The sequence below is a fragment of the Bradyrhizobium huanghuaihaiense genome (assembly GCF_025200885.1).
GTDB lineage: Bacteria > Pseudomonadota > Alphaproteobacteria > Rhizobiales > Xanthobacteraceae > Bradyrhizobium > Bradyrhizobium huanghuaihaiense.
On the sequence record NZ_CP104172.1, the window covers coordinates 6,656,875 to 6,678,223 of the forward strand.

Below are 21,349 nucleotides of genomic sequence, written 5' to 3' on the forward strand. Positions count from 1 at the left end.
CAAATGTTTCATGGCCGAGCCCGCGAAATCCTCGCCCCTGAGCGAACTGCGCATCGCATTGCCATCGCTCCCCCTGCGCCTGCAGGAGGTCGGCCGTTTCGTCGCCGCTAATGATTACGACGCCACCACCCGTTCGATGCGCGACCTTGCAGCCGTTGCCGGCGCCGATCCCGCGGCGTTCACCCGGCTCGCCAAGGCGATCGGCTATTCCGGCTGGGACGAGCTGCGCGCGGCGCTGACCGAGGCGCGGCGGCCGTCGCAGACCTCGCCCTTTTCCGGCCGCGCAAAAAGCCGGCGTCATGGCCCCAACGCCGATGTCGCGCTCGTCATCGACAAGCTCGAGGCCGAGGCCGCCGGCCTGCCGCGCATTCCGGCACACCCCATTGCGGACGCGGCCCGCGCGCTGCACGATGCGAAGCGGATATGGATCGCGGGCTATCGGAGCTGCCGCAGCGTGGCGGAGCTCTTGAATTACGAGCTGCGGTTGTTCCGGCCCGAGCAGGCGCAACTCGTAGGCGCATCCGGCCCCGACGATCTCGATCTCGGTGCGTTCCGTCCCGGCGAAGCCGTCATCGTCGTGGGCTTCCTGCCTTACACGCATGCGAGCGTCCGCGTCGCGCAGGCCGCTCATCGCAGCGGCGCAACGCTGATCGCGATCGCCGACAGCCCCGCGGCGCCGATGGCCGAGGGCGCCGACCATGTGCTGCTGTTCGAAGCGGCCTCCTCCCCCGGTTTCTTTCCCAGCCTCACCGGCGCGATCGCCATCGCGCAATCGCTCGCTGCGGTCACGTTCTCGCTTGGCGGCGTCGCCGCGAAGAAGCGTCTGGAAAACACCGAAGCGCGGCTTGCCGCGGCCTCGACTTACGTCTCAGAGAAAGGTTGATCCATGAGCACTCGCACCAGCCGCGTGCTGCATCGCTCGCTGCGCGAAACACCGCCAAAGGCGATCGGCGGCGAAGGCGTCTATCTGTTTGCCGAGGACGGACGCCGTGTGATCGACGCCTCCGGCGGCGCGGCCGTCTCCTGCCTCGGCCACCAGCACCCGCGCGTGATCGCCGCAATGGCGAAACAGGCCTCGACGCTGGCCTATGCCCACACCGCCTTCTTCTCCTCCGAGCCGGCGGAGGCGCTGGCCGAGAGGCTGGTCGGGCACGAGCCGGGGGGCCTCGCCTACGCCTATTTCGTCAGCGGCGGGTCGGAGGCGATCGAGGCCAGCATCAAGCTGGCGCGGCAATATTTCATCGAGCGCGGCGAGCCGCAGCGGCAGCACTTCATCGCGCGACGGCAGAGCTATCACGGCAACACGCTCGGCGCGCTCGCCGCCGGCGGTAATGCCTGGCGGCGCGCACCCTATGCACCGCTGCTTTCCTCTGCATTCAGCCACGTCACGCCGGCCTTTGCCTATCACGAGAAGCGCGAGGAGGAATCCGACGCACAGTTCGTGGCGCGACTGGCCGCGGAGCTCGAAGCCGAATTCCAGCGGCTTGGCCCTGACACTGTGGCGGCGTTCCTGGCCGAGCCCGTCCTCGGAGCCACCGCCGGCGCGGTGACCGCGCCGGACGGCTACTTCAAGGCGGTGCGCGAAATCTGCGACCGGCACGGCGCGCTGCTGATCCTCGATGAGGTCATGAGCGGCATGGGCCGCACCGGCACGACGCACGCCTGGGAACAGGAAGGCGTCGCCCCGGATATCCAGGCGATCGCGAAGGGCCTCGGCGGTGGCTACCAGCCGATCGGCGCGATGCTTGCGAGCGGCAAGATCATCGACACGATCCGCGCGGGGTCGGGCGCGTTCCAGCACGGCCATACCTACCTCGCACATCCCCTCGCCTGCGCGGCCGCGCTCGCGGTGCAGGATGTGATCCGCGAGGACGGCCTGCTCGACCGCGTCAAGGAACGCGGCAAGCAGCTCGAGCAGCGCCTGACCGAGCGCTTCGGCAATCACCGCCATGTCGGCGACATCAGGGGCCGCGGGCTGTTCTGGGCGATCGAGCTGGTCGCCGATCGCGCGACGCGCGCTTCGTTCGATCCGGCGCTCAAGCTGCATCAGAAGATCAAGGCCGAAGCCTTCGCGAACGGGCTCGGCTGTTATCCCGGTGGCGGCACCGTCGACGGTGTGCGCGGCGATCATGTGCTGCTGGCGCCGCCCTATATCGCATCGGCAGATGAGATCGATCAGATCGTCGACAAGCTCGGCACGGCCGTCGACAACGTATTGCGTAGTGTCAATCACTGAGGGGAGAGTAATATGAGGAACGTGGTTATCGCAGCGGGCGTGCTCGCGGCATCGACGGTCGTTGCGTCGGCGGCGACGCTGGATACGGTGAAGAGCCGCGGCACGCTGGTGTGCGGCGTCAGCGCCGGGTTTGCCGGCTTCTCGGCGCCGGACTCGCAAGGCAATTACAAGGGCCTCGACGTCGACTATTGCCGTGCGCTCGCCGCCGGCGTGCTCGGCGATGCCAGCAAGGTACGTTACGTCTCGCTGACGGCGCAAAACCGCTTCACCGCGCTGCAATCGGGCGAGATCGACGTGCTCTACCGCAACTCGACGCAGACCTATTTGCGCGGCGTGACGCTCGGCCTGCGCCAGGGTCCGATCAACTTCTACGACGGCCAGGGCTTTGTGGTGAAGAAGGACCTCGGCGTGAAGGAGCTGAAGGACCTCAAGGGCGCCACCGTCTGCGTCGCGCAGGGCACGACGCATGAGGTCACGCTCGGCGATTACGGCCGCGCCAACGGCATCGACTGGAAGCCGCTGGTGTTCGACCGCGTCGATACCATGTACCAGACCTTCTTCGGCGGCCGCTGCGATGCCATGACCCAGGATGCCTCCGCACTCGCCGGCGCGGTGACGACCGCGGCGCCGAACCCGGCCGACTACGTCGTGCTGCCGCAGACCATCAGCAAGGAGCCGCTCGGGCCCTTCACCCGCAACGGTGACGAGGTGTGGAGCGACATCATCACCTGGCTGCATTACGGCCTGATCGAGGCCGAGGAGCTCGGCGTGACGCAAGCCAATGTCGAGGAGATGACGAAGTCGCAGACCCCCGCGATCCAGCGCCTGCTGGGCGCCTCCGGCGATCTCGGCTCGCGGCTCGGGCTGGACAACAAATGGCTGGTCACGGCGATCAAGGCCACCGGGAATTACGGCGAGATCTATGAGCGCAACGTCGGCAAGGCGAGCCCGCTCAAGCTCGACCGCGGCCTCAACGGCCTCTGGAGCAAGGGCGGCGTGATGTACGCCGTGCCGTTCAAGTAAACAGCACGCGTGTCCCGGACGCGCTGCGCCGTGCAACGGCGCTGCGCAGGGCCGGAACCCAGCGGCCACAATGGGCCCCGGCTCTGCAACGCAATACTTCGCATTGCGCTGCGTCCGGGGCGCGAGACCTACCAGGTAGTCACGTTCAATGACGACGCCCCCTCGCATCGCACTCATCCACGCCCTCAAGCATTCCATCGCCCCGATCGAAGCGGCGTTCGCGAAGACGTGGCCCGAGGCGCGGCTGATGAACCTGCTCGACGACAGCCTGTCTGCGGATCTGGCGCGCGACGGTGAGCTCACCGACGCCATGACCGAGCGCTTCCTCGCGCTCGGCGGCTACGCTGTGGCAACCGGGGTGAACGCGATCCTGTTCACATGCTCGGCCTTCGGCCCCTGCATCGAGGCCGTCGCACAAGCGCATGCGCCGATGCCGGTGCTGAAGCCGAACGAAGCGATGATCGAGCGCGCGGTGACGATGGGCAAGCGGATCGGCCTGCTCTCCACCTTCCCGCCAACGCTGGTCTCGATGCCGCCGGAATTCCCCGCCGCGGTCCAGGTCGTGCCAAAGCTCGCCGAGGGCGCGCTGGCCGCGCTCGACCGCGGCGATCGCGCCACCCACGACCGGCTGATCGCGGAAGCCTCGCGCGACTTGCGCGATTGCGATGTCATCGCGCTGGCGCAGTTCAGCATCGCGGCGACGGCGCCGCTGGTCGCGGAGGCCACCGATCGCCCGGTCGTGACGACGCCGGACAGCGCGGTCGAGAAGCTGATGAGGCTGCTGAAGGTGAAGGCCTAAGCTCCAGCCTTTTTCCGACGCCGCGCGTCCTTGATCGCGGTCGTCAGCGCGGCCTTCGTCTCATTGACAAAATCCTCGACCAGCTCCTCACGCGTGGTATGCGCAGCTTCGCCGGTGAAAAGCCCCTGCTCGGCCAGCATCACCACGCCATGCAGCGCCGCCCAGATCTTGAGGGCCTGCCGCTCGCGTAAATAGCCGACGGCCGGCACTTCCAGGGCCTCGATCACGAGCCCGAACGTCTCGCGCGTGGCCTCATGCAGCTCGCTGCCCTTGGCGGCGCAGGACACTGTGCGGGACGCAAACATCAGGCGATAGATGCCGTTACGGCGCAATCCGAAGTCCAGCATCGCCTGCGCCAGCAACGACAGCTTCGACTGCTTTGACGGTTTCGCCATCGCCGCCCGAAAGGTTGCACTGAGCTGCCGGAATGCTTCCGCCGTCACCGCCGTTAGCAGCGCATCACGGTCGGCGAAGTGCCGATACGGCGCCGGCTGCGAGACGCCGAGCTGTTTTGCCAGCGCCTTGATGCTGATCGCCTCGACGCCGCCCCGCTCCGCCTCGCGCAACGCCGCCTTGATCAGGGCGTCCCGGAGGTCGCCGTGATGGTAGGTGTTCTCGGGCTTGCGAGCGAGTTGTGAACGCATGTTACGGCGAAGCCTATAAGTTTGCGCTTGACAGGGGAAGCCCGCCGCGAATGTAATAGCATATAACTTAAAGCGAGCGGCAAATGCCGCCGACAAAATTGACACGAGGAACGCGGGCCGCCTTTCGCGCGCACGCAAAACGACCGAGGACGCCGCCATGGCAGAGCGACTGAAGGTTCACGTCGATCCCGACAAATGCCAGGGCCACGCGCGCTGCAAGGCGCTGGCGCCGGAGCTGTTCGAGCTCGACGAATACGGCAACGCGCATGAAGCCGGCGATGGCGCGGTCCCGCCGGGACTCGAAGACAAGGCGTGGCTTGCCAAATCCAACTGCCCGGAAATCGCCATCGATGTGATCGAGGAATAGCGCGGTCTCCGGCCGTCCCGCATGCTTTCAGCGCACACGAGCCCCAAGGGATCTTTCGAGATGTCCGACGTCAGCCAGCCTGTCGCCCATCCGCCCGTCACCGACTGGGTCAACGACTTCGACCACACCGATCCGCAATGGACGGACGATCCCTTCCCGATCTGGGATGAGCTGCGCGCCGCAAGCCCGGTCGTGCGCACCGAGCGGTTCCTCGGCTGCTACATGCCGACGACTTACGAGGCGGTGCGCGAGATCGCCAACGACACCGAGCATTTCTCCTCGCGCCGGATCATCGTCCGCGACGTGCGGCCGGAAATTTCCAGGAACGCCGCCCCTCCGATCACGTCCGATCCGCCCGTGCACAAGCCGGCCAAGCAGTTGCTGCTGCCGCCGTTCACGCCGGACGCGATGAAGAAGCTGGAACCACGGATGCGCGCGATCTGCAACGAGCTGATCGACGGGTTCATCGCGGACGGCAAGGTGGATGCTGCCGCACGTTACAGCAAATACATCCCGGTTCAGGCTATCGCGCACATGCTCGGCATCCCCGAGAGCGACAGCGACCTCTTCATCAATTGGATCCACATGATCCTGGAGCTCGGCATCAAAGACGAGAACATGCTGCTCCAGGCCGTGCACGAGATGAGCGACTATTTCAGGACGCATATCGAGGCGCGCAGATCGAGGCCGACCGACGATCTCATCTCCTATCTGATGAACGCCAAGGACAAGGAGGGCAACCCGCTCGAGGATTCGCACGTGCTGGGCTCGCTGCGGCTGCTTCTGATCGCCGGCATCGACACCACCTGGAGCGCGATCGGTTCTTCGCTGTGGCATCTCGCCCGGACACCGGCCGACCGCGAGCGATTGATCGCAGAGCCCGCCCTGATCCCGACCGCCGTGGAGGAGCTACTGCGCGCCTATTCGCCGGTGACCATGGCCCGCGAGGTAGTCAAGGAAACCACGATCTCGGGCTGCCCGGTCAAGGCGGGCAACATGGTGCTGCTGTCCTTCCCGGCCGCCAACCGCGACCCAAAGATGTTTCCCGACGCTGACAAAGTCGTGATCGACCGCCGGGAGAACCGCCACGCCGCCTTCGGCCTCGGCATCCATCGCTGCGTCGGTTCCAACCTTGCGCGCATGGAGATGCAGGTCGCAATCGAGGAATGGTTGAAGCGAATCCCGGACTTCCGGCTCGACCCGGCGGGCACCGTGACCTGGTCGCAAGGGACCGTGCGCGGCCCCCGCCAGTTGCCATTTCTGCTTGGAAAGGCCATCTAGCCTCGAGACAGCAAATGTCCTGGGAGGCCGGCGATGACAGACCAAGCAATCAAGCCGGCCTCCGAGCACTTCGACATTGCCGACGCCGAACGCCGCATCAAGGCGATCTTCATCGGCTCGATCGGCAATCTCGTCGAATGGTATGACTTCTACGCCTACACCGCGTTCGCGCTGTATTTCGCCCCCGCCTTCTTCCCCGGCAACGATCCCGTCGTCCAGCAACTGAACGTCGCCGTCGTGTTCGCGGCGACCTTCCTGATGCGCCCCCTGGGTGGCTGGTTCTTCGGCTATCTCGCCGATCATTTCGGGCGCCGGATCTCGCTGACGCTCTCCGTCGTCTTCATGTGCTTCGGCTCGCTGATCATCGCGGTGACGCCGACCTATGCCTCGATCGGTCTTGCCGCCCCGGCCATCCTGGCGGTCGCGCGCGTGATCGAGGGCTTAAGTCTTGGCGGCGAATACGGCGCCAGCGCCACCTACTTGAGTGAAGTTGCCGATCCCAGGCATCGCGGCTTCTATTCGAGCTTCCAGTACGTCACGCTGATCGGCGGCCAGCTCACCGCGATCATTGTGCTGCTGCTCCTGCAGAAGGTCTTCCTGACGCCGGAAGAGCTGAAGGCCTGGGGCTGGCGCATCCCCTTCGCGATCGGCGCGGCGCTCGCGATCTTTGCGGCAGTCATGCGGCGCGGCCTGCACGAGACCGAGGCCTTCGAGGAAGCCAAGAAGGTGGTGAAGCCGACCGGCTCGATCACCAATCTGCTGCGCTATCCGCGCGAGCTGCTTCTGGTGGTCGGCCTCACCGCCGGCGGCACCGCGGCGTTCTACACCTTCACCACCTACATGCAGACCTTCGTCAAGCTCTCGGTCGGGCTGACCGAGGATCAAACCACCTTCGTGATCTTCGGCACGCTGATCTTCGCCACCATCCTGCAACCGATCTACGGCGCCATCTCCGACAGGATCGGCCGCAAGCCGCTGCTGATCTTCTTCGGTGTCGCCGGCACGCTCGCGACCGTTCCGCTGCTGATGACCCTGAAGGAGACCAAGTCGCCCTTCATGGCCTTCATCCTGATCTGCTGCGCCTGGCTGTTCGTCGCCGGCTACACCTCCATCAACGCCGTGGTGAAGGCCGAGCTGTTCCCGACCAATGTCCGCGCACTCGGCGTCGGCCTGCCCTACGCCATCACGGTCTCGATCTTCGGCGGCACCGCGCCGGCGATCGCGCTCTACTTCAAGAGCATCGGGCATGAGGACTGGTTCTACTACTATCTCGCCGGCATCATCTGCCTGTCGCTGATCATCTATTCCACCATGCGCGACACCAAGCACGCTTCCGCAATGCACCGCCACGAGTAACCCATGGCCGACGACAACGAGCCGCCCGACAGCAAGCTGACGCGCACCAAGGAGAAATGGGCGCGCGAGGGCCGCTTCCTCACCGGCAAGGTCACGCGGCCGGAAGACCAGCGCCTGCCGCCCGGTCAGCACCTGACCAAGGACTGGCCGGTGCTCGATCTCGGGGTCATGCCGCCGGTCTCACGCGAGCGCTGGCGGCTCGACGTCTACGGGGCGGTCGACAATCCCCTGTTCTGGACCTTTGCCGAATTCACCGCGCAGAAGCAGGAGCAGTTCACCTCCGACATCCACTGCGTGACGACCTGGTCGCGCTACGACAATGAATGGGAAGGCCTCGCCACGCGCGAGCTGCTCGCCGCCTGCCGGCCGCGCGAGGATGCCCGCTTCGTCGTGCTGCATTCCTACGACGGCTACACCACCAACCTCGCGCTGGAGGACTTTGCCGCCGAGGATGCCCTGCTCGCCCATAGCTGGTCCGGCCAGCCGCTGACCGAGGAGCATGGCGGCCCGGTGCGGCTGGTGGTGCCGCATCTCTATTTCTGGAAGAGCGCGAAATGGCTCCAGGCGATCGAATTCCTGACCGAGGACGCGCCGGGCTTCTGGGAAGTCCGCGGCTATCATAACCGCGGCGATCCCTGGGCCGAGCAGCGCTATTCAGACGATTAGGTTCGAACAGCAACGGGGGAAGCCCATGCCTACGGAACGCTTTCAGTTCACCAGCGAAGGCGGCCATCAGCTTGCTGCCGCGCTTGAGCTGCCCGACGGCGAGCCCGCCGCCTACGCGCTGTTCGCGCACTGCTTCACTTGCGGCAAGGACACGCTGGCGGCCAAGCGCATCTCGGTCGCCCTCGCGGCCAGGGGCATCGCCGTGCTGCGCTTCGACTTCACCGGGCTCGGCTCCAGCGAGGGCGATTTCGCCAATTCGACCTTTTCCTCCAACGTCGCCGATCTCGTGCGCGCCGCCGATCACCTGCGCAGTGTCCGCAAGGCACCGTCGCTCCTGATCGGTCACAGCCTCGGTGGTGCCGCTATCCTTGCCGCTGCCGGAAAGATTCCCGAGGCAAGAGCGGTCGTCACCATCGCGGCGCCCTCCGATCCCGCCCACGTCACCGGCCTGTTCAAAGAGCACATCGACAACATCCGCACGCAGGGCGAGGTCGAAGTCTCGCTCGCGGGGCGCCCGTTCCGGATCAAGCGCGAATTCCTCGACGACATCGTCGAGCACGAGCTGATGAAGGATGTCACCGGCCTGCACAAGGCGCTGCTGGTGATGCATTCGCCCGTTGACGACACCGTCGGCATCGACAACGCGACAAAGATTTTCGTTGCGGCCAAGCATCCCAAGAGCTTCGTCTCGCTCGACCACGCCGATCATCTCCTGACCAGGCCGCCCGACGCGCTCTACGCGGCCGACGTGGTCGTGGCCTGGGCGAGCCGCTACATCGACACCGCAAAACCCGCAAAAGCGATGGATCTCCCCGAGGAACCGCGAAAGGTCGTGGTGCAGGAGACCCGCAAGAGCAAGTTCAACCAGCTCATCACCGTTGGCCCGCACCATCTGGTGGCGGACGAGCCGAAGGCGGCCGGCGGCGAGGATGCCGGCCCCGGCCCGTACGATTTCCTGCTCGCCGGGCTCGGGGCCTGCACCTCCATGACCATGCGCCTCTATGCCGACCGCAAGTCGCTGCCGCTCGATCTCGTCACGGTCACGCTGAAGCACTCCAAGATCTATGCCAAGGACTGCGCGGAGTGCGAGACGCGCGAGGGGATGCTCGACCAGATCGAGCGCGACATCGCAATCGACGGCGCGCTCGATGCCGAGCAGCGCAAGAAGCTGATGGAGATCGCCGACAAGTGCCCGGTGCATCGCACGCTGACATCGGAGATCCGCATCGTGACGAAGGCCGTGGAGTGAAGCGTTATTGTTTGAGCATGATCTATTCGGAAAACCGCTCCACACTTTGCGCTAACGCGGCCCTTCGGGTCTGGATCATGCTCTAGAAACACGACGCCATCGTCCGCACCGCCGCGCTGATCTCGTTCTCGCGCCACGCCGCAAAGCCGAGCAGCAGGCCGTGATCGCGCGGCTTGCCGAGCGCCAGGCTGGATATGGCTCGCGTGACAACGCCCGCCTCGACCAGCCGTTTGACCGCCGCCTGGTCGGCACGACCGCGTTTGAGACGCGCCACGAGTTGGATGCCGCCCGAGGGCACTTCGGCCCTGAGCACATCGCCGAGATGGCGCTCCAGCCCCACGACGAGATGATCGCGGCGCGCGTGATAGAGCCGGCGCATCCGGCGCAGATGCGCGAGGAAATGCCCGTCGGCGATGAACTCGGCCAACGCCTCCTGGATGTGGCTGGACGCGATCAGCCCGATATGTCGCTGCGCGATCTCCAGCGTACTGACCAGTGCCGGCGGCGCGACGAGATAGCCGAGCCGGATATCCGACGTCATCGCCTTCGAGAAGGTGCCGACATAGAACACGCGGCCGTGTGCATCGAGGCCCTGCAACGCCGGCACCGGCCGGCTGTCGTAGTGGAATTCGCCGTCGTAGTCATCTTCCACGATCCAGGTCCTGCCGGGCCTGCTCGCCCTGAGAAACTCGGTGCGGCGGGCCAGCGACATCAGGCGCCCGGTCGGATGCTGGTGCGACGGCGTCATGAAGATCAGTGTTGGCGCTGCGGGCCCCGGCATCCGCTGCATGCCCTGCTCGTCCAGCTTGATGCCGGTCACGCGCGCGCCAGACGCACGGAAGGCTGCCGCGGCACCGGGATAGCCGGGATCCTCGACCCAGACCTCATCGCCGGGCGTGATGACGACAGCAGCGATCAACATGAGCGCCGCCTGCGCGCTCGGCAGGATCAGGATCTGTTCCGCCGTGGCGCGAACGCCTCGGTTGGTCGCGAGGTAATGCGCCAGCGCCTCGCGCAGGCGCGGCCGGTTGACCGGTCCGAGCTCGCGCCTGGCTGCCCCTATGGCGCTGCGGCGCAGGCAGCGTCCCCAGATGTCGTTCGGAAACTCCCTTGCGTCGCCATGCCCCGGACGCAACGGCTTTAACGGCGCCAGATAAGACATCGGCCAGTCCGTCTGCCCGAGCTTTGAGGCCCAGGGCGAGAGCCGCGGCTTACCGGAGCGTGGACGGGATGCAGCTGCCCCTGCTGCATCGATCCGCTCGGCGCCGTCGACGGTCACGACCGGGCGCCGCCCGTGCGACGCTGCCAAATACCCCTCCGCGGCGAGCTGCTCGAACGCGTAGGTGACGGTGTTGCGGGACACACCGAGATCGCTCGCGAGCCGGCGGCTCGACGGCAGCGCACGGCCCCTGCCGAGGCGACCGCTCGCAATCAGGCTTCGGAGCTGCCCCGTCAGCTGCCTTGCCAATCCCTCCTCGTCGGCCCGCCTCAGATCGATCAGGCCCGCGATCATGCCTTCTGAAACTGGCACCTTGTTCTTCTCCAATCTGGCACTTTTTCTGGTGCCAGACAGGATGCTATCCGCCGCACTGGACTGCTTCAAGGACCACCGAGATGAATTCCCTGTCCCCTCGCGCCGCCGTCGGCCTGTTCCTCATCGTCGTGCTGGCCTGGGGCGTGAACTGGTCGGTGACGAAGCAGCTCGTCCAGTTGCTTCCGCCGTTGTGGACTTCAGCGATCCGGAGCTGGATCGCGTTGGCCGGATTGTTCGTGATCCTCGGACTGAGCAACAATCTGGTGATCCCGGAGCGGCGCGACATTCCCGTGGTCCTGAGCGTGGCGCTGCTGCACATGACGATATTTTCGGTCCTGGTCGCGGCTGGTGTGCGCTTCCTGCCTGCGAGCAAGGCCATCGTGCTCGGCTACACCACGCCGCTCTGGGTCGCGATCGCCGCGCCCTTGCTGGGGAAGGATACGCTGACCGCGCCAAAGCTCGCCGGCGCCCTGCTCGGATTGATCGGCCTTGCCGTGATCCTGAACCCCGCGTCCATCGACTGGACCAATGCAAACGTCGTGCTCGGCGCCGGCATGGTCATCCTGGCCGCGATCTCCTGGGCCGCGAACATCATCTATATCCGCGCGCATCGCTGGATCGCCTCGCCGCTCCAGCTTCTGATCTGGCAGGTGCTCGTGGCGACGATCGTGCTGACAGCGTCGGCGATGGTCACGAACGGCCTGCCGCATGCGGAATGGTCGTGGAGGCTCATCCTGCTGTTCCTGTATTCCGGTCTGATCGGGACCGCGCTGGCCTATTGGGCGATGTCGATGGTCAACAAGAGCATCTCGGCGCTGGGCACCACGGGAACGCCGCTCGTCGGCATCGCCAGCGCGGCGATCCTGCTGGGCGAGCCGATCGACATGAGCCTCGCTGTCGCGGCCGGGCTGATCGTCACCGGCATCGGTCTTGCCACGTTAGGCGACAGGCTGTTGCGCGGTCAGGCCACCGCGAGCGGCTGAACGCGCAACCCACCGCGCAGGCCGGCCGTCGTGCCGAGCAGGATGCCGGCAAGCGCGACGAACGAGCCGAGCGCGAGCGTCGACACGCCGGTGAGCCCCTGCCCGATCGAGCAGCCGAACGCCATCACGCCGCCGATCCCCATCAGCGCGGCACCGCTGCCCGAGCGCAGCATGTGGCGCGGCGAGGAATAGCCCTCGAGCTTGAAGCGGCCCGTCGCGAGCGCCGTCGCGAGGCTGCCGGCAAAGACGCCGGCCACCGTCGCGATGCCGAAGTTGAGCGTCAGCCCGGTCGAGAGCATGGCGTATTGCAGGGCATCGGCGATCGGCGCGATGAAGGTGAGCGAGGTTACCGGGACGGGATTGAAGTCGTCGGCGCCGACATAGCCGGTGACGTACCAGCCGCCGGCGACGAGGAGGCCGACAAGGACACCGGCAGCGATCTGGCCGGGCGAGCGGCGGAACGCCGGATGGGCAAACGCAAACAGGATCAGCGCCACGACAATCGTCGCGGCGGCAAGCGCACGCGAAAGCGCCTCCGTCAGACCGAGCGTCGCCAGCACGGACGGGAGCGAATTGGCGTTGACCGTGGTTTGCGAGGCCTGGACCAGCGCAATGCGCGCCGGTGCGATCAAGCCCTTGAGCGTCATCTGCGCAGCAATCGCCAGCACAATCACCACGACGAAGGAGCGGAGATTGCCGCGCCCCAGCAGCACCAGGGCGCGCGAACCGCAGCCATTCGACAGCACCATGCCGTAGCCGAACAGCAGGCCGCCGAGGAACAGCACCGGCACCGAGAAGGTCTGTTGCAAGTAGATCGACTTGCCGAGATCGACGGTGCCGCTGCCGGCGAGGAGCTGGCTCGCGGCAATCGCGACCGCAATCGCCAGCGCATAGGTCCGCACCAGCCGCCCGTCGCCGTCCGCCAGAAAGCCGCGCATGCTGCTCATCAGGCAGAAGCCGCTGAGCAGGCCCACGGCGCCGTAGACGAGGCCAATGACGAGGCCGGCGAGAATGACGAGCTGGGTGGATTCCATCGGTTGTTCTCAGACCTCTCGCCATTCTCCGTCATTGCGAGCGCCGCGAAGCAATCCAGTCTGTCTCCGCGGATGCATTTCTGGATTGCTTCGCTGCGCTCGCAATGACGGTGTGTTACGGCTTCAGGATCACGCGGTCGCGCGACGAGCCGGCGACGGCGACGTACGCCTCCTTGGCGCGCTCCAGCGGATAGATCGCATTCGCGTTGATCGGAAACGGCTTCAGATGGCCGCTCGCAAAGCCGGGCCCGAGATCGCGCAGCACCGCGCCCGTCGCGGTCGAGGACAGGCCGAGCGTGTCGATGCCGACATAGGTGTGCTGGCCGCGATAGAACTCGAGGATGTTGAACTGCACGATGCGGTCGATCGCGGCGATCAGGATCTGGCGGCCGCGCAAGGCAAGCGACTTGTGCGCGGCCTGGAAATAGGGATCGCCGACCGTGTTGAAGACGATGTCGGCGCCCTTGCCGCCGGTCAATTCGCGCACGCGCGTGGCAACGTCGGTGGCGGAGGCGTCGATCACCTCGATGGGTGCGTTGGCGTGACCTTCATAAGCTTCCGCCTTGCGCACCACGCCGATGACGCGCGCGCCCTGCCAGGTCGCGATCTGCACCGCGGCCTGGCCGACCTTGCCGTTGACGCCGAACACCAGCACGGTCTCGCCACTCTTCGGCACCCCGGCACGGCGAAAGCCTTCCATCGCGGTGACGAAGGGCACGCCGATGCCGGCGGCCTCTTCCCAAGACAACGTCTTGGGCTTCTCCACGACCGCATCGGCCTCGACGACGAGATGGGTCGCGTGGGTGCCGTCGCGGCGGATGCCGAGATCGCCGGAGGAACCGAACACCTCGCGGCGGACCGTGCCGGCCGGTCCATCGATCACCACGCCGGCGTAATCGCGGCCAGGGGTCCGGGGGAACACGGCATAGGGCATCAGCCCGGTCGCGGCCTTGACGTCGGAGGGATTGACGGCGGCGGCCTTCACCTCGATCAGCAGATCGTTCGGCCCGCGCATAAGCATCTGGCGCTCGACGCCAGGTGCAAGCGCCGCGGCGTTTTCAGCTTTGGCGTTGAGGCGCACACAGCGCGCTTCGACGGTTTTGGCATCGGCTGGCGACATGAACAGACCCGCGTTTTCTCGCGGGCCTTGTCGCCTTTGGGGCCGGTCGAGTCAACCGCCTCCCCTCATCCTGAGGAGCCTGCGAAGCAGGCGTCTCGAAGGATGAAGGCCCCGCTGCGAGAGCCGGGCCTGCATGGTTTGAGACGGCGCTGACGCCCCTCCTCACCATGAGGGTTGAGAGCTAGTCCTTGGGCCGCTTGTCGTAGAGCCGCTTGGCCTTGCCGAGCGAGCGCTCCAGCGTGGCCGGCGCGACCACCTGAACCCTCGAACTGACGCCGATCGTATTCTTGATGTGGGTCGCGATCCGGTCCGCATGATCGATGAGCCCGCGGCCGTCCCAGCTTTCGGGCCGCGCCTCGGCGATGATGGTCAGCTCGTCCATCCGGCCTTCGCGGGTCAGTTCGAGGATGAAATGGCCGCCGCACCAGTCGGTGGCGAGCAGCACCTCCTCGATCTGGGTCGGGAACAGATTGACGCCGCGCAGGATGATCATGTCGTCCGAGCGGCCCGTCACCTTCTCCATCCGCCGCATGCCCGGCCGCGCCGTACCCGGCAGCAGCCGTGTCAGGTCGCGGGTGCGATAGCGGATCACGGGGAAAGCTTCCTTGGTGAGCGAGGTGAACACCAGCTCGCCCTTCTCGCCGTCCGGAAGCACCGCACCCGTCTGGGGATCGATCACTTCGGGGTAGAAATGGTCCTCCCAGATGTGCAAGCCATCCTTGGTCTCGATGCACTCCTGCGCGACGCCGGGGCCGATCACCTCGGAGAGGCCATAGATGTCGGTCGCATCCATGTCGAAGGCGTCCTCGATCTCGCCGCGCATCGCATTGGTCCAGGGCTCGGCACCAAAAATGCCGACCTTGAGCGAGCACTGGCGCGGATCCAGCTTCTGGCGCTTGAACTCGTCGAGGATCGCCAGCATGTAGCTCGGCGTCACCGTGATGATGTCGGGCCGGAAATCGTTGATGAGCTGCACCTGCCGCTCGGTCATGCCGCCGGAGATCGGCACAACCGTGCAACCGAGTTTTTCGGCGCCGTAATGCACCCCTAATCCGCCGGTGAAGAGCCCGTAGCCGTAGGCATTGTGGATGATCATGCCGGTGCGGCCGCCGGCCGCGCGGATGGAGCGCGCCATCACCTCCGACCAGGTGTCGATGTCACGTTGGGTGTAGCCCACCACGATCGGCTTGCCGGTCGTGCCGGAAGAGGCATGCACCCGCACCAGCTTCTCGCGCGGCACGGCGAACATGTTAAAGGGATAGTTGTCGCGCAGGTCCGTCTTCACCGTGAACGGAAATTTTGCGAGATCGGAGAGCTCGCGAAAATCGGACGGATGCACGCCGGCCTTGTCGAACGCCTTGCGGTAGTGCGCGACGTTGTCGTAGGCGTGCTTCAGCGACCAGGCCAGCCGCTGCGTCTGCAGCGCCATGAGCTCGTCGCGCGATGCGCGCTCATGCGCATCCATCTCGGCACTATAGCTGCTGGCACCTTCCTTGCGCCTCGTCAGAGCCATTCTCGTTTCCCCACATTGGTTTGTTTTTTCTTATTTGGTCTTATTGATCTTGCGCCGGCAGCCACGTGCCGGGAATGACACGCGAATGCCCGCGGAATTCGGCGATGACAGTGTCGCCAACGGTGACGCGCACGTCGTAGATGCCGGAGCGTCCACCTCGAGTCACCTCACGCGCCTTCGCGACGAGCCGGTCGCCGAGCTTTCCCGGCTTGATGAAGGTGATCTGTCCCTGCGCGGCCACGACGCGCTCGTTGTGCGAGTTGCAGGCAAAGGCGAAGGCGGAATCGGCGAGGGTGAAGATGAAGCCGCCATGGGCGATGCGCTGGCCATTGACCATGTCCGGCCGCACCGTCATCGCAAGCGTCGCATAACCGGGGCCGATCTCGACGATCTCCATGCCGAGACCTTTGGAAGCATCGTCCTCGGCCCACATCGCCTGAGCGCAGGCGCGGGCAACATCCTCAGGTGACAGGGCGGCTTTGACGTTCACGCGCTTCTCCCGGCTGTTTGCACGCAATGTTCTGCTGGTTGGCCCACACTGTCAAACATGGTCGTAATCGACGACGACCCGCTCCGTGGACGGCTTGGCCTGACAGGTGAGAACAAAACCGGCCTTGAGCTCCCACGGTTCCAGCGAATAGTTGATGTCCATCGGCGCCTCGCCCTCGACCAGCTTGGCGCGGCAGGTCGAGCACATGCCGCCCTTGCAGGCGAAGGGCAGATCGACGCCGGCGCGCAGCGCGGCATCGAGAATGGCCTCGTCCTCGGCGACCGGCACGTCGCGGCGTTTGCCGTCGATGATCAGCGAGGCGATCGCCTTCGGCGGCGCGTCGGGCGCAACGGCCTTCTTCGGCCGCGGCTTGCCGCCGAATTCGGAGACGAAGCGCTCGACGTGAATACGCTCGTCAGCAATGCCGAGATCGCGGCAGGTCACCTCGATCTCCTCGCTCATGCCAAGGGGACCGCAGACGAAAACGTGATCGACGCTTCCCGCCGGCACAAGCGAGCGCAGCAAGACCCTCACCTTGTCGCCGTCGAGCCGGCCATGCAGGATCGGAATGTCCTGCTCCTCGCCGGAGATGACGTGGAAGATCGAGAGGCGATCGATGAAGCGATCCTTGAGCTCCTCGAGTGCTTCGAGGAACATGATGTTATCGGTGGTGCGATTGCCGTAGAACAGGAAGAAGCGGCTGTCCCGCTCGCGCGCGAGGATGCCCTTCACGATCGATAGGATCGGTGTGATACCGGAGCCGGCGGCGAAGCCGACGTGGATCCGCGCGCGATCCGCCGCCGGGACCGCGCCGAAGCGTCCGGTCGGCGTCATCACGTCGAGCTCGTCGCCGCATTTCAATTCGTCCGCCGCCCAATTCGAAAACGCACCGCCGTCGACCTTTTTCACGGCGATGCGGATCTCGCCGTCGTCAGGGCCGGAGCAGATCGAATAGGAGCGGCGCACCTCCTCGCCGTCGAGCGTCGTGCGGAGCGTCAGGTACTGGCCGGGCGTGAAGGCGTAATCGCCGGCGAGCTCGCCGGGAATAGCGAAGGTCATCGACACAGCATCGGACGCCTCGCGGCGGAGGTCACTGACGGCCAGACGGTGGAAGCGCGGTGCGGCTGCGGACATTACAGGCATCCTCGTTCGGTCTCTCCGTCGTCATTGCGAGCCACCGGGTCCGCGCAAAGCGCGGCCCGACGACAGGCTCCGCGAAGCAATCCAGAGTCTGGATTGCTTCGTCGCAAGAGCTCCTCGCAATGACGACAGGGTTGGCATCGTGCGTCTCTCAATGGCACTTGAAATAATCAAAAGGTTCGCGGCAGGTCTGGCAGCGCCACAGCGCTTTGCAGGAGGTCGAGCCGAATTCGGACAGCAGCTCGGTCTTGTCCGAGCCGCATTGCGGGCAAACGACGGCCTGCTCGCCGAATAGCGCGCGGCGCGAGCCCGAGGCCTGCGGCGGCGCGATGCCGTAGGCGCGCAGCTTCTCGCGCCCCTCCTCGCTCATCCAGTCCGTGGTCCAAGCCGGTGACAGCACGGTTCGCACCTTTGGCTGACGAAAACCGGCGCGCTCCAGCGCAATCTCGATTTCGAGCGCGATCATGTTCATGGCCGGGCAGCCCGAATAGGTCGGCGTGATCGCGACTTCGACATGTTCGCCGTCGAGCACGACATCACGGAGCACTCCGAGATCGGCAATGCTCAACACCGGGATTTCCGGATCGACCACGCTCGCGGCGGCATCCCAGGCGCGCCGGCGCAGCTCGCTGTCGTGGTCCAGCACCGTCACCATGCCTGCCCCGGAAATGTGCGCTGCATCGACTGCAGCTCGGACAGGAGATGACCGAGATGCTCGCTGTGGCGACCGGAGCGGCCGCCCTGCTGCATCCAGTCGTTCTGCGGCAACGTGAGCGTTGCTTCACGGGTGACATCCGAGAGCGTCGTCAGCCAGCGACCGCGCAAGGTGCCGGGATCGATGGCAATGCCGGCATGGATCAGGGCGCGCTCGCCGTCGTCGACGGCAAACATCTCGCCGGTAAAGGCCCAGAAATGATCGATCGCGGCCTGGGCGCGTCGATGGCTTTCGTCCGTGCCGTCGCCGAGCCGGATGATCCATTCCGAAGCGTGACGCAGGTGATAGGCGCTCTCCTTCTCCGACTTGGCGGCAATGGCCGCCAGCGTCGCATCGCGCGATGTCATCATCGCGCGCCAGTAGAGGTCGGCAAAAGCGGAATAGAAGAACTGGCGCACCAGGGTCTGGGCAAAGTCGCCGTTGGGCTGCTCGACCAGCAGCAGATTGCGGTACTGTCTGACATCGCGTAGATAAGCGAGCTTGTCCTCGTCATTGTCCTTGCCTTCGGCCTTGGCCGCGTAGCTATAGAGCTCGCGCGCCTGGCCGATCAGGTCGAGCGCGATGTTGGAGAGCGCCATGTCCTCTTCCAGCATCGGCGCGTGCCCGCACCATTCGGACAGCCTGTGACCGAGGATCAGCGCATCGTCGGCGCGGCGCAGCGCGTAGAGCACCAGCGGCGTTTCGGAGACCTGAATGTTGGCGACCGGCATCTGTCCTATCCATCTTCCCACTTGTTCCGACCTCATCCTGAGGAGGCGCGCGAAGCGCCGTCTCGAAGGATGGGCCACGAGTCACGGGCCTTCATGGTTCGTTCGGCGATGCGGAGCATCGTCCGATGACGCCGCTTCGCGGCTCCTCACCATGAGGAGAGAGAGCGCTACATGTGCCCCACTTCTTCCGGCACTTCATAGAACGTCGGGTGCCGGTAGATCTTCGATTCCGCCGGCTCGAACATCATGCCCTTCTCGGCGGGATCGCTCGCGGTGATCGCGGTGGACGGCACGACCCAGATCGACAGGCCTTCGCCGCGACGGGTGTAGATGTCGCGGGCCGCCTGCAGCGCCATCGTCGCGTCGTTCGCATGCAGCGATCCCACATGCTTGTGCGCGAGCCCGTTACGGCTGCGAATGAAGACTTCCCACAGCGGCGTGTTCGGCGTGGCCATCGTGATCTCCCTACTCGGCTGCCTGCGCGGTCTGGCGACGCGCGCGCTTCGCGGCGTAAGCGGCGGCGGCTTCGCGCACCCATGCCCCCTCCTCGTGCGCCTTGCGGCGCGCGGCGATGCGATCGCGGTTGCAGGGGCCATTCCCGGCGAGCACCTGCTTGAACTCGCTCCAGTCGATCTCGCTGTAGCGCCAGTGGCCATCCGCATCCTGCGTCATGCCGGGATCGGGGATGGTGAGGCCGAGATATTGCGCCTGCGGCACGGTGGCATCGACGAACTTCTGGCGCAGCTCGTCATTGGAGAAGCGCTTGATCTTCCACTTCGTCGAGGTGTCGCTGTGCTGGCTCGTCGCATCCGGTGGGCCGAACATCATCAGCACCGGCCACCACCAGCGATTCAGCGCGTCCTGCGCCATCGCCTTCTGCTCGTCCGAGCCGCGGCACAGCGTCAGCATGATCTCGTAGCCCTGGCGCTGGTGGAAGGACTCCTCCTTGCAGACGCGGATCATCGCGCGGGCGTAGGGCCCGTAGGAACAGCGGCACAGCGGGATCTGGTTCATGATCGCGGCACCGTCGACCAGCCAGCCGATCGTGCCGATGTCGGCCCAGGTCAGCGTCGGATAGTTGAAGATTGAGGAATACTTTGCTTTCCCCGCGAGCATGGCGTCGACGAGCTCCTCGCGCGAGGAGCCGAGCGTCTCGGCGGCGGCGTAAAGATAGAGCCCGTGGCCGCACTCGTCCTGCACCTTGGCAAGCAGCGCCGCCTTGCGGCGCAAGGTCGGCGCGCGCGTGATCCAGTTGCCCTCGGGCAGCATGCCGACGATTTCGGAGTGCGCGTGCTGGGAGATCTGGCGGGTAAGTGTCTTGCGATAGGCCGCCGGCATCCAGTCGTTCGGCTCGATGCGTTCCTCCGCATCGACGCGGGCCTGAAACTGCGCAGCTTTGCCTGCGTCCTCCAGACCGCGATCATCGGTCTCGGCCGTGTTCAGCGCCTGGGTATACATGCGCGTCCTCCCGTTTTATTGGGAGGCAATATATAACAAGAATTACATCATGCAAGATATTTCTGTAACATAAAAATCAGATGCCAAACCTCCGTTCCAACAGCTTCCGCGCCGGCGGCAGCGCCCCCTTTTCATTGGTTCCATGGCCGTCAAGCCATTGCTCGGACGGAGCAAGCAGCGCGCGATAGATTTCGCCGCAGAGCGCGCGGGCCGCCCTGCCCGGCCAATCCGCCGGCAGCAGGCTTTCGGGCAGCAGCGGATCGCGCAGCACGACGCGGCGATAGTAGTGGATCAGCAGGATGCGCGCGGTGAAGGCGTCGGCTTCGGACAGATCCGTGCCGCGCGCGAGAGCGGCACGGAGCGGCTCGAACGTCTTCATGAACTTCAGATAAGCGTCTGCGGTGCGCTCCAGCGGCCAGCTCGCGCTGAGCAGGCGGCGGCCGCTGTCGTCCTCCGCGGAGACTTCGAGACGGATCGCGCCCGCAGCCTCGTCCGGCACCGGCACGCCTGACGGTGCGACCCAGACCCCCGGCAATGGACTGCCGAAGCCGGCATTGCGCAGCGCCTCGCGCGAGGCGTCGCGGTCCTCGCCATTGCCGATCAACAGCAGCTCGAAGCGCCCGGTCCAGTCCGATGGCGGCGGATCGTAGATGTGGCGCGTGGCAGCTTCGAACGTCTGCCGGCCCTTGTCGGCCAGGCGATAGAAACTGTTGCGACCGACCTTTTCGCGCGTCAGCCAGCCATCGGCCGCAAGGCGCGACATCGCGGTGCGAACGACACCGCTATCGATGTCCAGGCTTTCGAAGAATTCCAGCAGCGTCCCCAGCCACACGGAGCCACCGCGCGGCACGATGGCGTCGCCAAACACGGTGATGACGATGGAGCCGGTGCGCGAGGGTTCGCGCTTGAGCTGGTCGATGATGCGGGAGAGCGGATGCGCCATGCGCGAGGCATAGCGCGTTTGGTGCGGCTGCGACAATGGACGGGAGCGACGCTCTTCTCCTTCTCCCCGCTTGCGGGGAGAAGGTCGG

22 protein-coding genes are annotated in these 21,349 nt (G+C 65.7%); 10 read left to right on the forward strand and 12 right to left on the reverse strand.

Annotation, left to right across the window (positions count from 1 at the left end; translation table 11 throughout):
• Positions 1-10: 10 nt before the first annotated feature.
• The 4 genes from N2603_RS31430 to N2603_RS31445 all read left to right on the forward strand — a co-directional run bounded on the left by N2603_RS31430 (position 11) and on the right by N2603_RS31445 (position 4,058).
• The gene (locus N2603_RS31430; protein ID WP_260385188.1) at positions 11-883 is read left to right on the forward strand and encodes a MurR/RpiR family transcriptional regulator; all 873 of its coding nucleotides are present in this window, start codon (positions 11-13) and stop codon (positions 881-883) included.
• Positions 884-886: 3 nt separating this feature from the next.
• Positions 887-2,236, forward strand: coding sequence for an aspartate aminotransferase family protein (locus N2603_RS31435; RefSeq protein ID WP_260385189.1), 1,350 nt, complete (start codon positions 887-889; stop codon positions 2,234-2,236).
• A 12-nt stretch (positions 2,237-2,248) separates the two neighbouring features.
• On the forward strand, positions 2,249-3,259 hold the full coding sequence (locus tag N2603_RS31440) for an amino acid ABC transporter substrate-binding protein (RefSeq protein WP_260385190.1): 1,011 nt from the start codon (positions 2,249-2,251) through the stop codon (positions 3,257-3,259).
• A 148-nt stretch (positions 3,260-3,407) separates the two neighbouring features.
• Positions 3,408-4,058 carry an aspartate/glutamate racemase family protein gene (locus N2603_RS31445; protein ID WP_260385191.1) on the forward strand — a complete coding sequence of 217 codons (651 nt, stop codon included), beginning with the start codon at positions 3,408-3,410 and terminating at the stop codon, positions 4,056-4,058.
• Here the strand turns inward: N2603_RS31445 and N2603_RS31450 are convergent.
• Entirely contained in the window at positions 4,055-4,702 is a 648-nt protein-coding gene (locus tag N2603_RS31450; protein ID WP_260424304.1) for a TetR/AcrR family transcriptional regulator, read from the reverse strand. The genes N2603_RS31445 and N2603_RS31450 overlap by 4 nt on opposite strands.
• Before the next feature lie 157 nt (positions 4,703-4,859).
• Between N2603_RS31450 and N2603_RS31455 the strand changes: the two genes are divergently transcribed.
• The 5 genes from N2603_RS31455 to N2603_RS31475 are packed head-to-tail and all read left to right on the forward strand — an operon-like array spanning position 4,860 to position 9,621.
• Positions 4,860-5,069: a ferredoxin gene (locus N2603_RS31455; RefSeq protein WP_260385192.1), complete on the forward strand. Its 210-nt coding sequence runs from the start codon at positions 4,860-4,862 to the stop codon at positions 5,067-5,069.
• A gap of 60 nt (positions 5,070-5,129) precedes the next feature.
• Positions 5,130-6,350 (forward strand): cytochrome P450, encoded by a 1,221-nt coding sequence (locus N2603_RS31460; protein WP_018648109.1) that lies wholly within the window; start codon positions 5,130-5,132, stop codon positions 6,348-6,350.
• A 33-nt stretch (positions 6,351-6,383) separates the two neighbouring features.
• A complete protein-coding gene (locus N2603_RS31465) occupies positions 6,384-7,706 on the forward strand; it encodes an MFS transporter (RefSeq protein ID WP_018648110.1) in 1,323 nt (440 codons plus the stop codon).
• 3 nt (positions 7,707-7,709) lie between these two features.
• Complete coding sequence (locus tag N2603_RS31470) at positions 7,710-8,372, forward strand: sulfite oxidase-like oxidoreductase (RefSeq protein ID WP_260385193.1); 663 nt, start codon at positions 7,710-7,712, stop codon at positions 8,370-8,372.
• 25 nt (positions 8,373-8,397) lie between these two features.
• Positions 8,398-9,621, forward strand: a complete 1,224-nt coding sequence (locus N2603_RS31475) for a bifunctional alpha/beta hydrolase/OsmC family protein (RefSeq protein WP_260385194.1) — start codon at positions 8,398-8,400, stop codon at positions 9,619-9,621.
• Positions 9,622-9,703: 82 nt separating this feature from the next.
• Here N2603_RS31475 and pdxR read toward each other — a convergent pair whose 3' ends face one another.
• Positions 9,704-11,134, reverse strand: a complete 1,431-nt coding sequence (gene pdxR, locus N2603_RS31480; RefSeq protein ID WP_260424305.1) for a MocR-like pyridoxine biosynthesis transcription factor PdxR — start codon at positions 11,132-11,134, stop codon at positions 9,704-9,706.
• A gap of 101 nt (positions 11,135-11,235) precedes the next feature.
• Between pdxR and N2603_RS31485 the strand changes: the two genes are divergently transcribed.
• Entirely contained in the window at positions 11,236-12,138 is a 903-nt protein-coding gene (locus tag N2603_RS31485; RefSeq protein ID WP_260385195.1) for a DMT family transporter, read from the forward strand.
• Here N2603_RS31485 and N2603_RS31490 read toward each other — a convergent pair.
• The 10 genes from N2603_RS31490 to paaX all read right to left on the reverse strand — a co-directional run bounded on the left by N2603_RS31490 (position 12,117) and on the right by paaX (position 21,261).
• Positions 12,117-13,172 carry a YeeE/YedE family protein gene (locus tag N2603_RS31490; RefSeq protein ID WP_260385196.1) on the reverse strand — a complete coding sequence of 352 codons (1,056 nt, stop codon included), beginning with the start codon at positions 13,170-13,172 and terminating at the stop codon, positions 12,117-12,119. The two genes, N2603_RS31485 and N2603_RS31490, sit on opposite strands and share 22 nt — an antisense overlap.
• 115 nt (positions 13,173-13,287) lie before the next feature.
• Positions 13,288-14,292: a quinone oxidoreductase family protein gene (locus tag N2603_RS31495; protein WP_260385197.1), complete on the reverse strand. Its 1,005-nt coding sequence runs from the start codon at positions 14,290-14,292 to the stop codon at positions 13,288-13,290.
• Between the two features lie 181 nt (positions 14,293-14,473).
• Positions 14,474-15,805 (reverse strand): phenylacetate--CoA ligase PaaK, encoded by a 1,332-nt coding sequence (gene paaK, locus N2603_RS31500; protein WP_260385198.1) that lies wholly within the window; start codon positions 15,803-15,805, stop codon positions 14,474-14,476.
• A gap of 40 nt (positions 15,806-15,845) precedes the next feature.
• On the reverse strand, positions 15,846-16,295 hold the full coding sequence (gene paaI, locus N2603_RS31505; protein ID WP_260385199.1) for a hydroxyphenylacetyl-CoA thioesterase PaaI: 450 nt from the start codon (positions 16,293-16,295) through the stop codon (positions 15,846-15,848).
• Positions 16,296-16,346: 51 nt separating this feature from the next.
• A complete protein-coding gene (gene paaE, locus N2603_RS31510) occupies positions 16,347-17,429 on the reverse strand; it encodes a 1,2-phenylacetyl-CoA epoxidase subunit PaaE (RefSeq protein ID WP_260385200.1) in 1,083 nt (360 codons plus the stop codon).
• Positions 17,430-17,586: 157 nt separating this feature from the next.
• A complete protein-coding gene (gene paaD, locus N2603_RS31515) occupies positions 17,587-18,090 on the reverse strand; it encodes a 1,2-phenylacetyl-CoA epoxidase subunit PaaD (RefSeq protein WP_018648120.1) in 504 nt (167 codons plus the stop codon).
• On the reverse strand, positions 18,084-18,860 hold the full coding sequence (gene paaC / locus N2603_RS31520) for a 1,2-phenylacetyl-CoA epoxidase subunit PaaC (protein ID WP_260385201.1): 777 nt from the start codon (positions 18,858-18,860) through the stop codon (positions 18,084-18,086). Before paaC ends, paaD begins: the two co-directional genes overlap by 7 nt.
• A gap of 167 nt (positions 18,861-19,027) precedes the next feature.
• On the reverse strand, positions 19,028-19,315 hold the full coding sequence (gene paaB, locus N2603_RS31525; protein WP_014496929.1) for a 1,2-phenylacetyl-CoA epoxidase subunit PaaB: 288 nt from the start codon (positions 19,313-19,315) through the stop codon (positions 19,028-19,030).
• A gap of 10 nt (positions 19,316-19,325) precedes the next feature.
• Entirely contained in the window at positions 19,326-20,318 is a 993-nt protein-coding gene (gene paaA / locus N2603_RS31530) for a 1,2-phenylacetyl-CoA epoxidase subunit PaaA (protein WP_018648122.1), read from the reverse strand.
• A 76-nt stretch (positions 20,319-20,394) separates the two neighbouring features.
• Positions 20,395-21,261 carry a phenylacetic acid degradation operon negative regulatory protein PaaX gene (gene paaX / locus N2603_RS31535; RefSeq protein ID WP_260424306.1) on the reverse strand — a complete coding sequence of 289 codons (867 nt, stop codon included), beginning with the start codon at positions 21,259-21,261 and terminating at the stop codon, positions 20,395-20,397.
• Positions 21,262-21,349 lie beyond the last annotated feature (88 nt).

Coding starts and splice junctions, on each gene's coding strand:
- N2603_RS31430 (WP_260385188.1), top strand. CDS start 11: ATGGCCGAGCCCGCGAAATCCTCGCCCCTGAGCGAACTGCGCATCGCA.
- N2603_RS31435 (WP_260385189.1), top strand. CDS start 887: ATGAGCACTCGCACCAGCCGCGTGCTGCATCGCTCGCTGCGCGAAACA.
- N2603_RS31440 (WP_260385190.1), top strand. CDS start 2,249: ATGAGGAACGTGGTTATCGCAGCGGGCGTGCTCGCGGCATCGACGGTC.
- N2603_RS31445 (WP_260385191.1), top strand. CDS start 3,408: ATGACGACGCCCCCTCGCATCGCACTCATCCACGCCCTCAAGCATTCC.
- N2603_RS31450 (WP_260424304.1), bottom strand. CDS start 4,702: ATGCGTTCACAACTCGCTCGCAAGCCCGAGAACACCTACCATCACGGC.
- N2603_RS31455 (WP_260385192.1), top strand. CDS start 4,860: ATGGCAGAGCGACTGAAGGTTCACGTCGATCCCGACAAATGCCAGGGC.
- N2603_RS31460 (WP_018648109.1), top strand. CDS start 5,130: ATGTCCGACGTCAGCCAGCCTGTCGCCCATCCGCCCGTCACCGACTGG.
- N2603_RS31465 (WP_018648110.1), top strand. CDS start 6,384: ATGACAGACCAAGCAATCAAGCCGGCCTCCGAGCACTTCGACATTGCC.
- N2603_RS31470 (WP_260385193.1), top strand. CDS start 7,710: ATGGCCGACGACAACGAGCCGCCCGACAGCAAGCTGACGCGCACCAAG.
- N2603_RS31475 (WP_260385194.1), top strand. CDS start 8,398: ATGCCTACGGAACGCTTTCAGTTCACCAGCGAAGGCGGCCATCAGCTT.
- pdxR (WP_260424305.1), bottom strand. CDS start 11,134: ATGATCGCGGGCCTGATCGATCTGAGGCGGGCCGACGAGGAGGGATTG.
- N2603_RS31485 (WP_260385195.1), top strand. CDS start 11,236: ATGAATTCCCTGTCCCCTCGCGCCGCCGTCGGCCTGTTCCTCATCGTC.
- N2603_RS31490 (WP_260385196.1), bottom strand. CDS start 13,172: ATGGAATCCACCCAGCTCGTCATTCTCGCCGGCCTCGTCATTGGCCTC.
- N2603_RS31495 (WP_260385197.1), bottom strand. CDS start 14,292: ATGTCGCCAGCCGATGCCAAAACCGTCGAAGCGCGCTGTGTGCGCCTC.
- paaK (WP_260385198.1), bottom strand. CDS start 15,805: ATGGCTCTGACGAGGCGCAAGGAAGGTGCCAGCAGCTATAGTGCCGAG.
- paaE (WP_260385200.1), bottom strand. CDS start 17,429: ATGTCCGCAGCCGCACCGCGCTTCCACCGTCTGGCCGTCAGTGACCTC.
- paaD (WP_018648120.1), bottom strand. CDS start 18,090: ATGGTGACGGTGCTGGACCACGACAGCGAGCTGCGCCGGCGCGCCTGG.
- paaC (WP_260385201.1), bottom strand. CDS start 18,860: ATGCCGGTCGCCAACATTCAGGTCTCCGAAACGCCGCTGGTGCTCTAC.
- paaB (WP_014496929.1), bottom strand. CDS start 19,315: ATGGCCACGCCGAACACGCCGCTGTGGGAAGTCTTCATTCGCAGCCGT.
- paaA (WP_018648122.1), bottom strand. CDS start 20,318: ATGTATACCCAGGCGCTGAACACGGCCGAGACCGATGATCGCGGTCTG.
- paaX (WP_260424306.1), bottom strand. CDS start 21,261: ATGGCGCATCCGCTCTCCCGCATCATCGACCAGCTCAAGCGCGAACCC.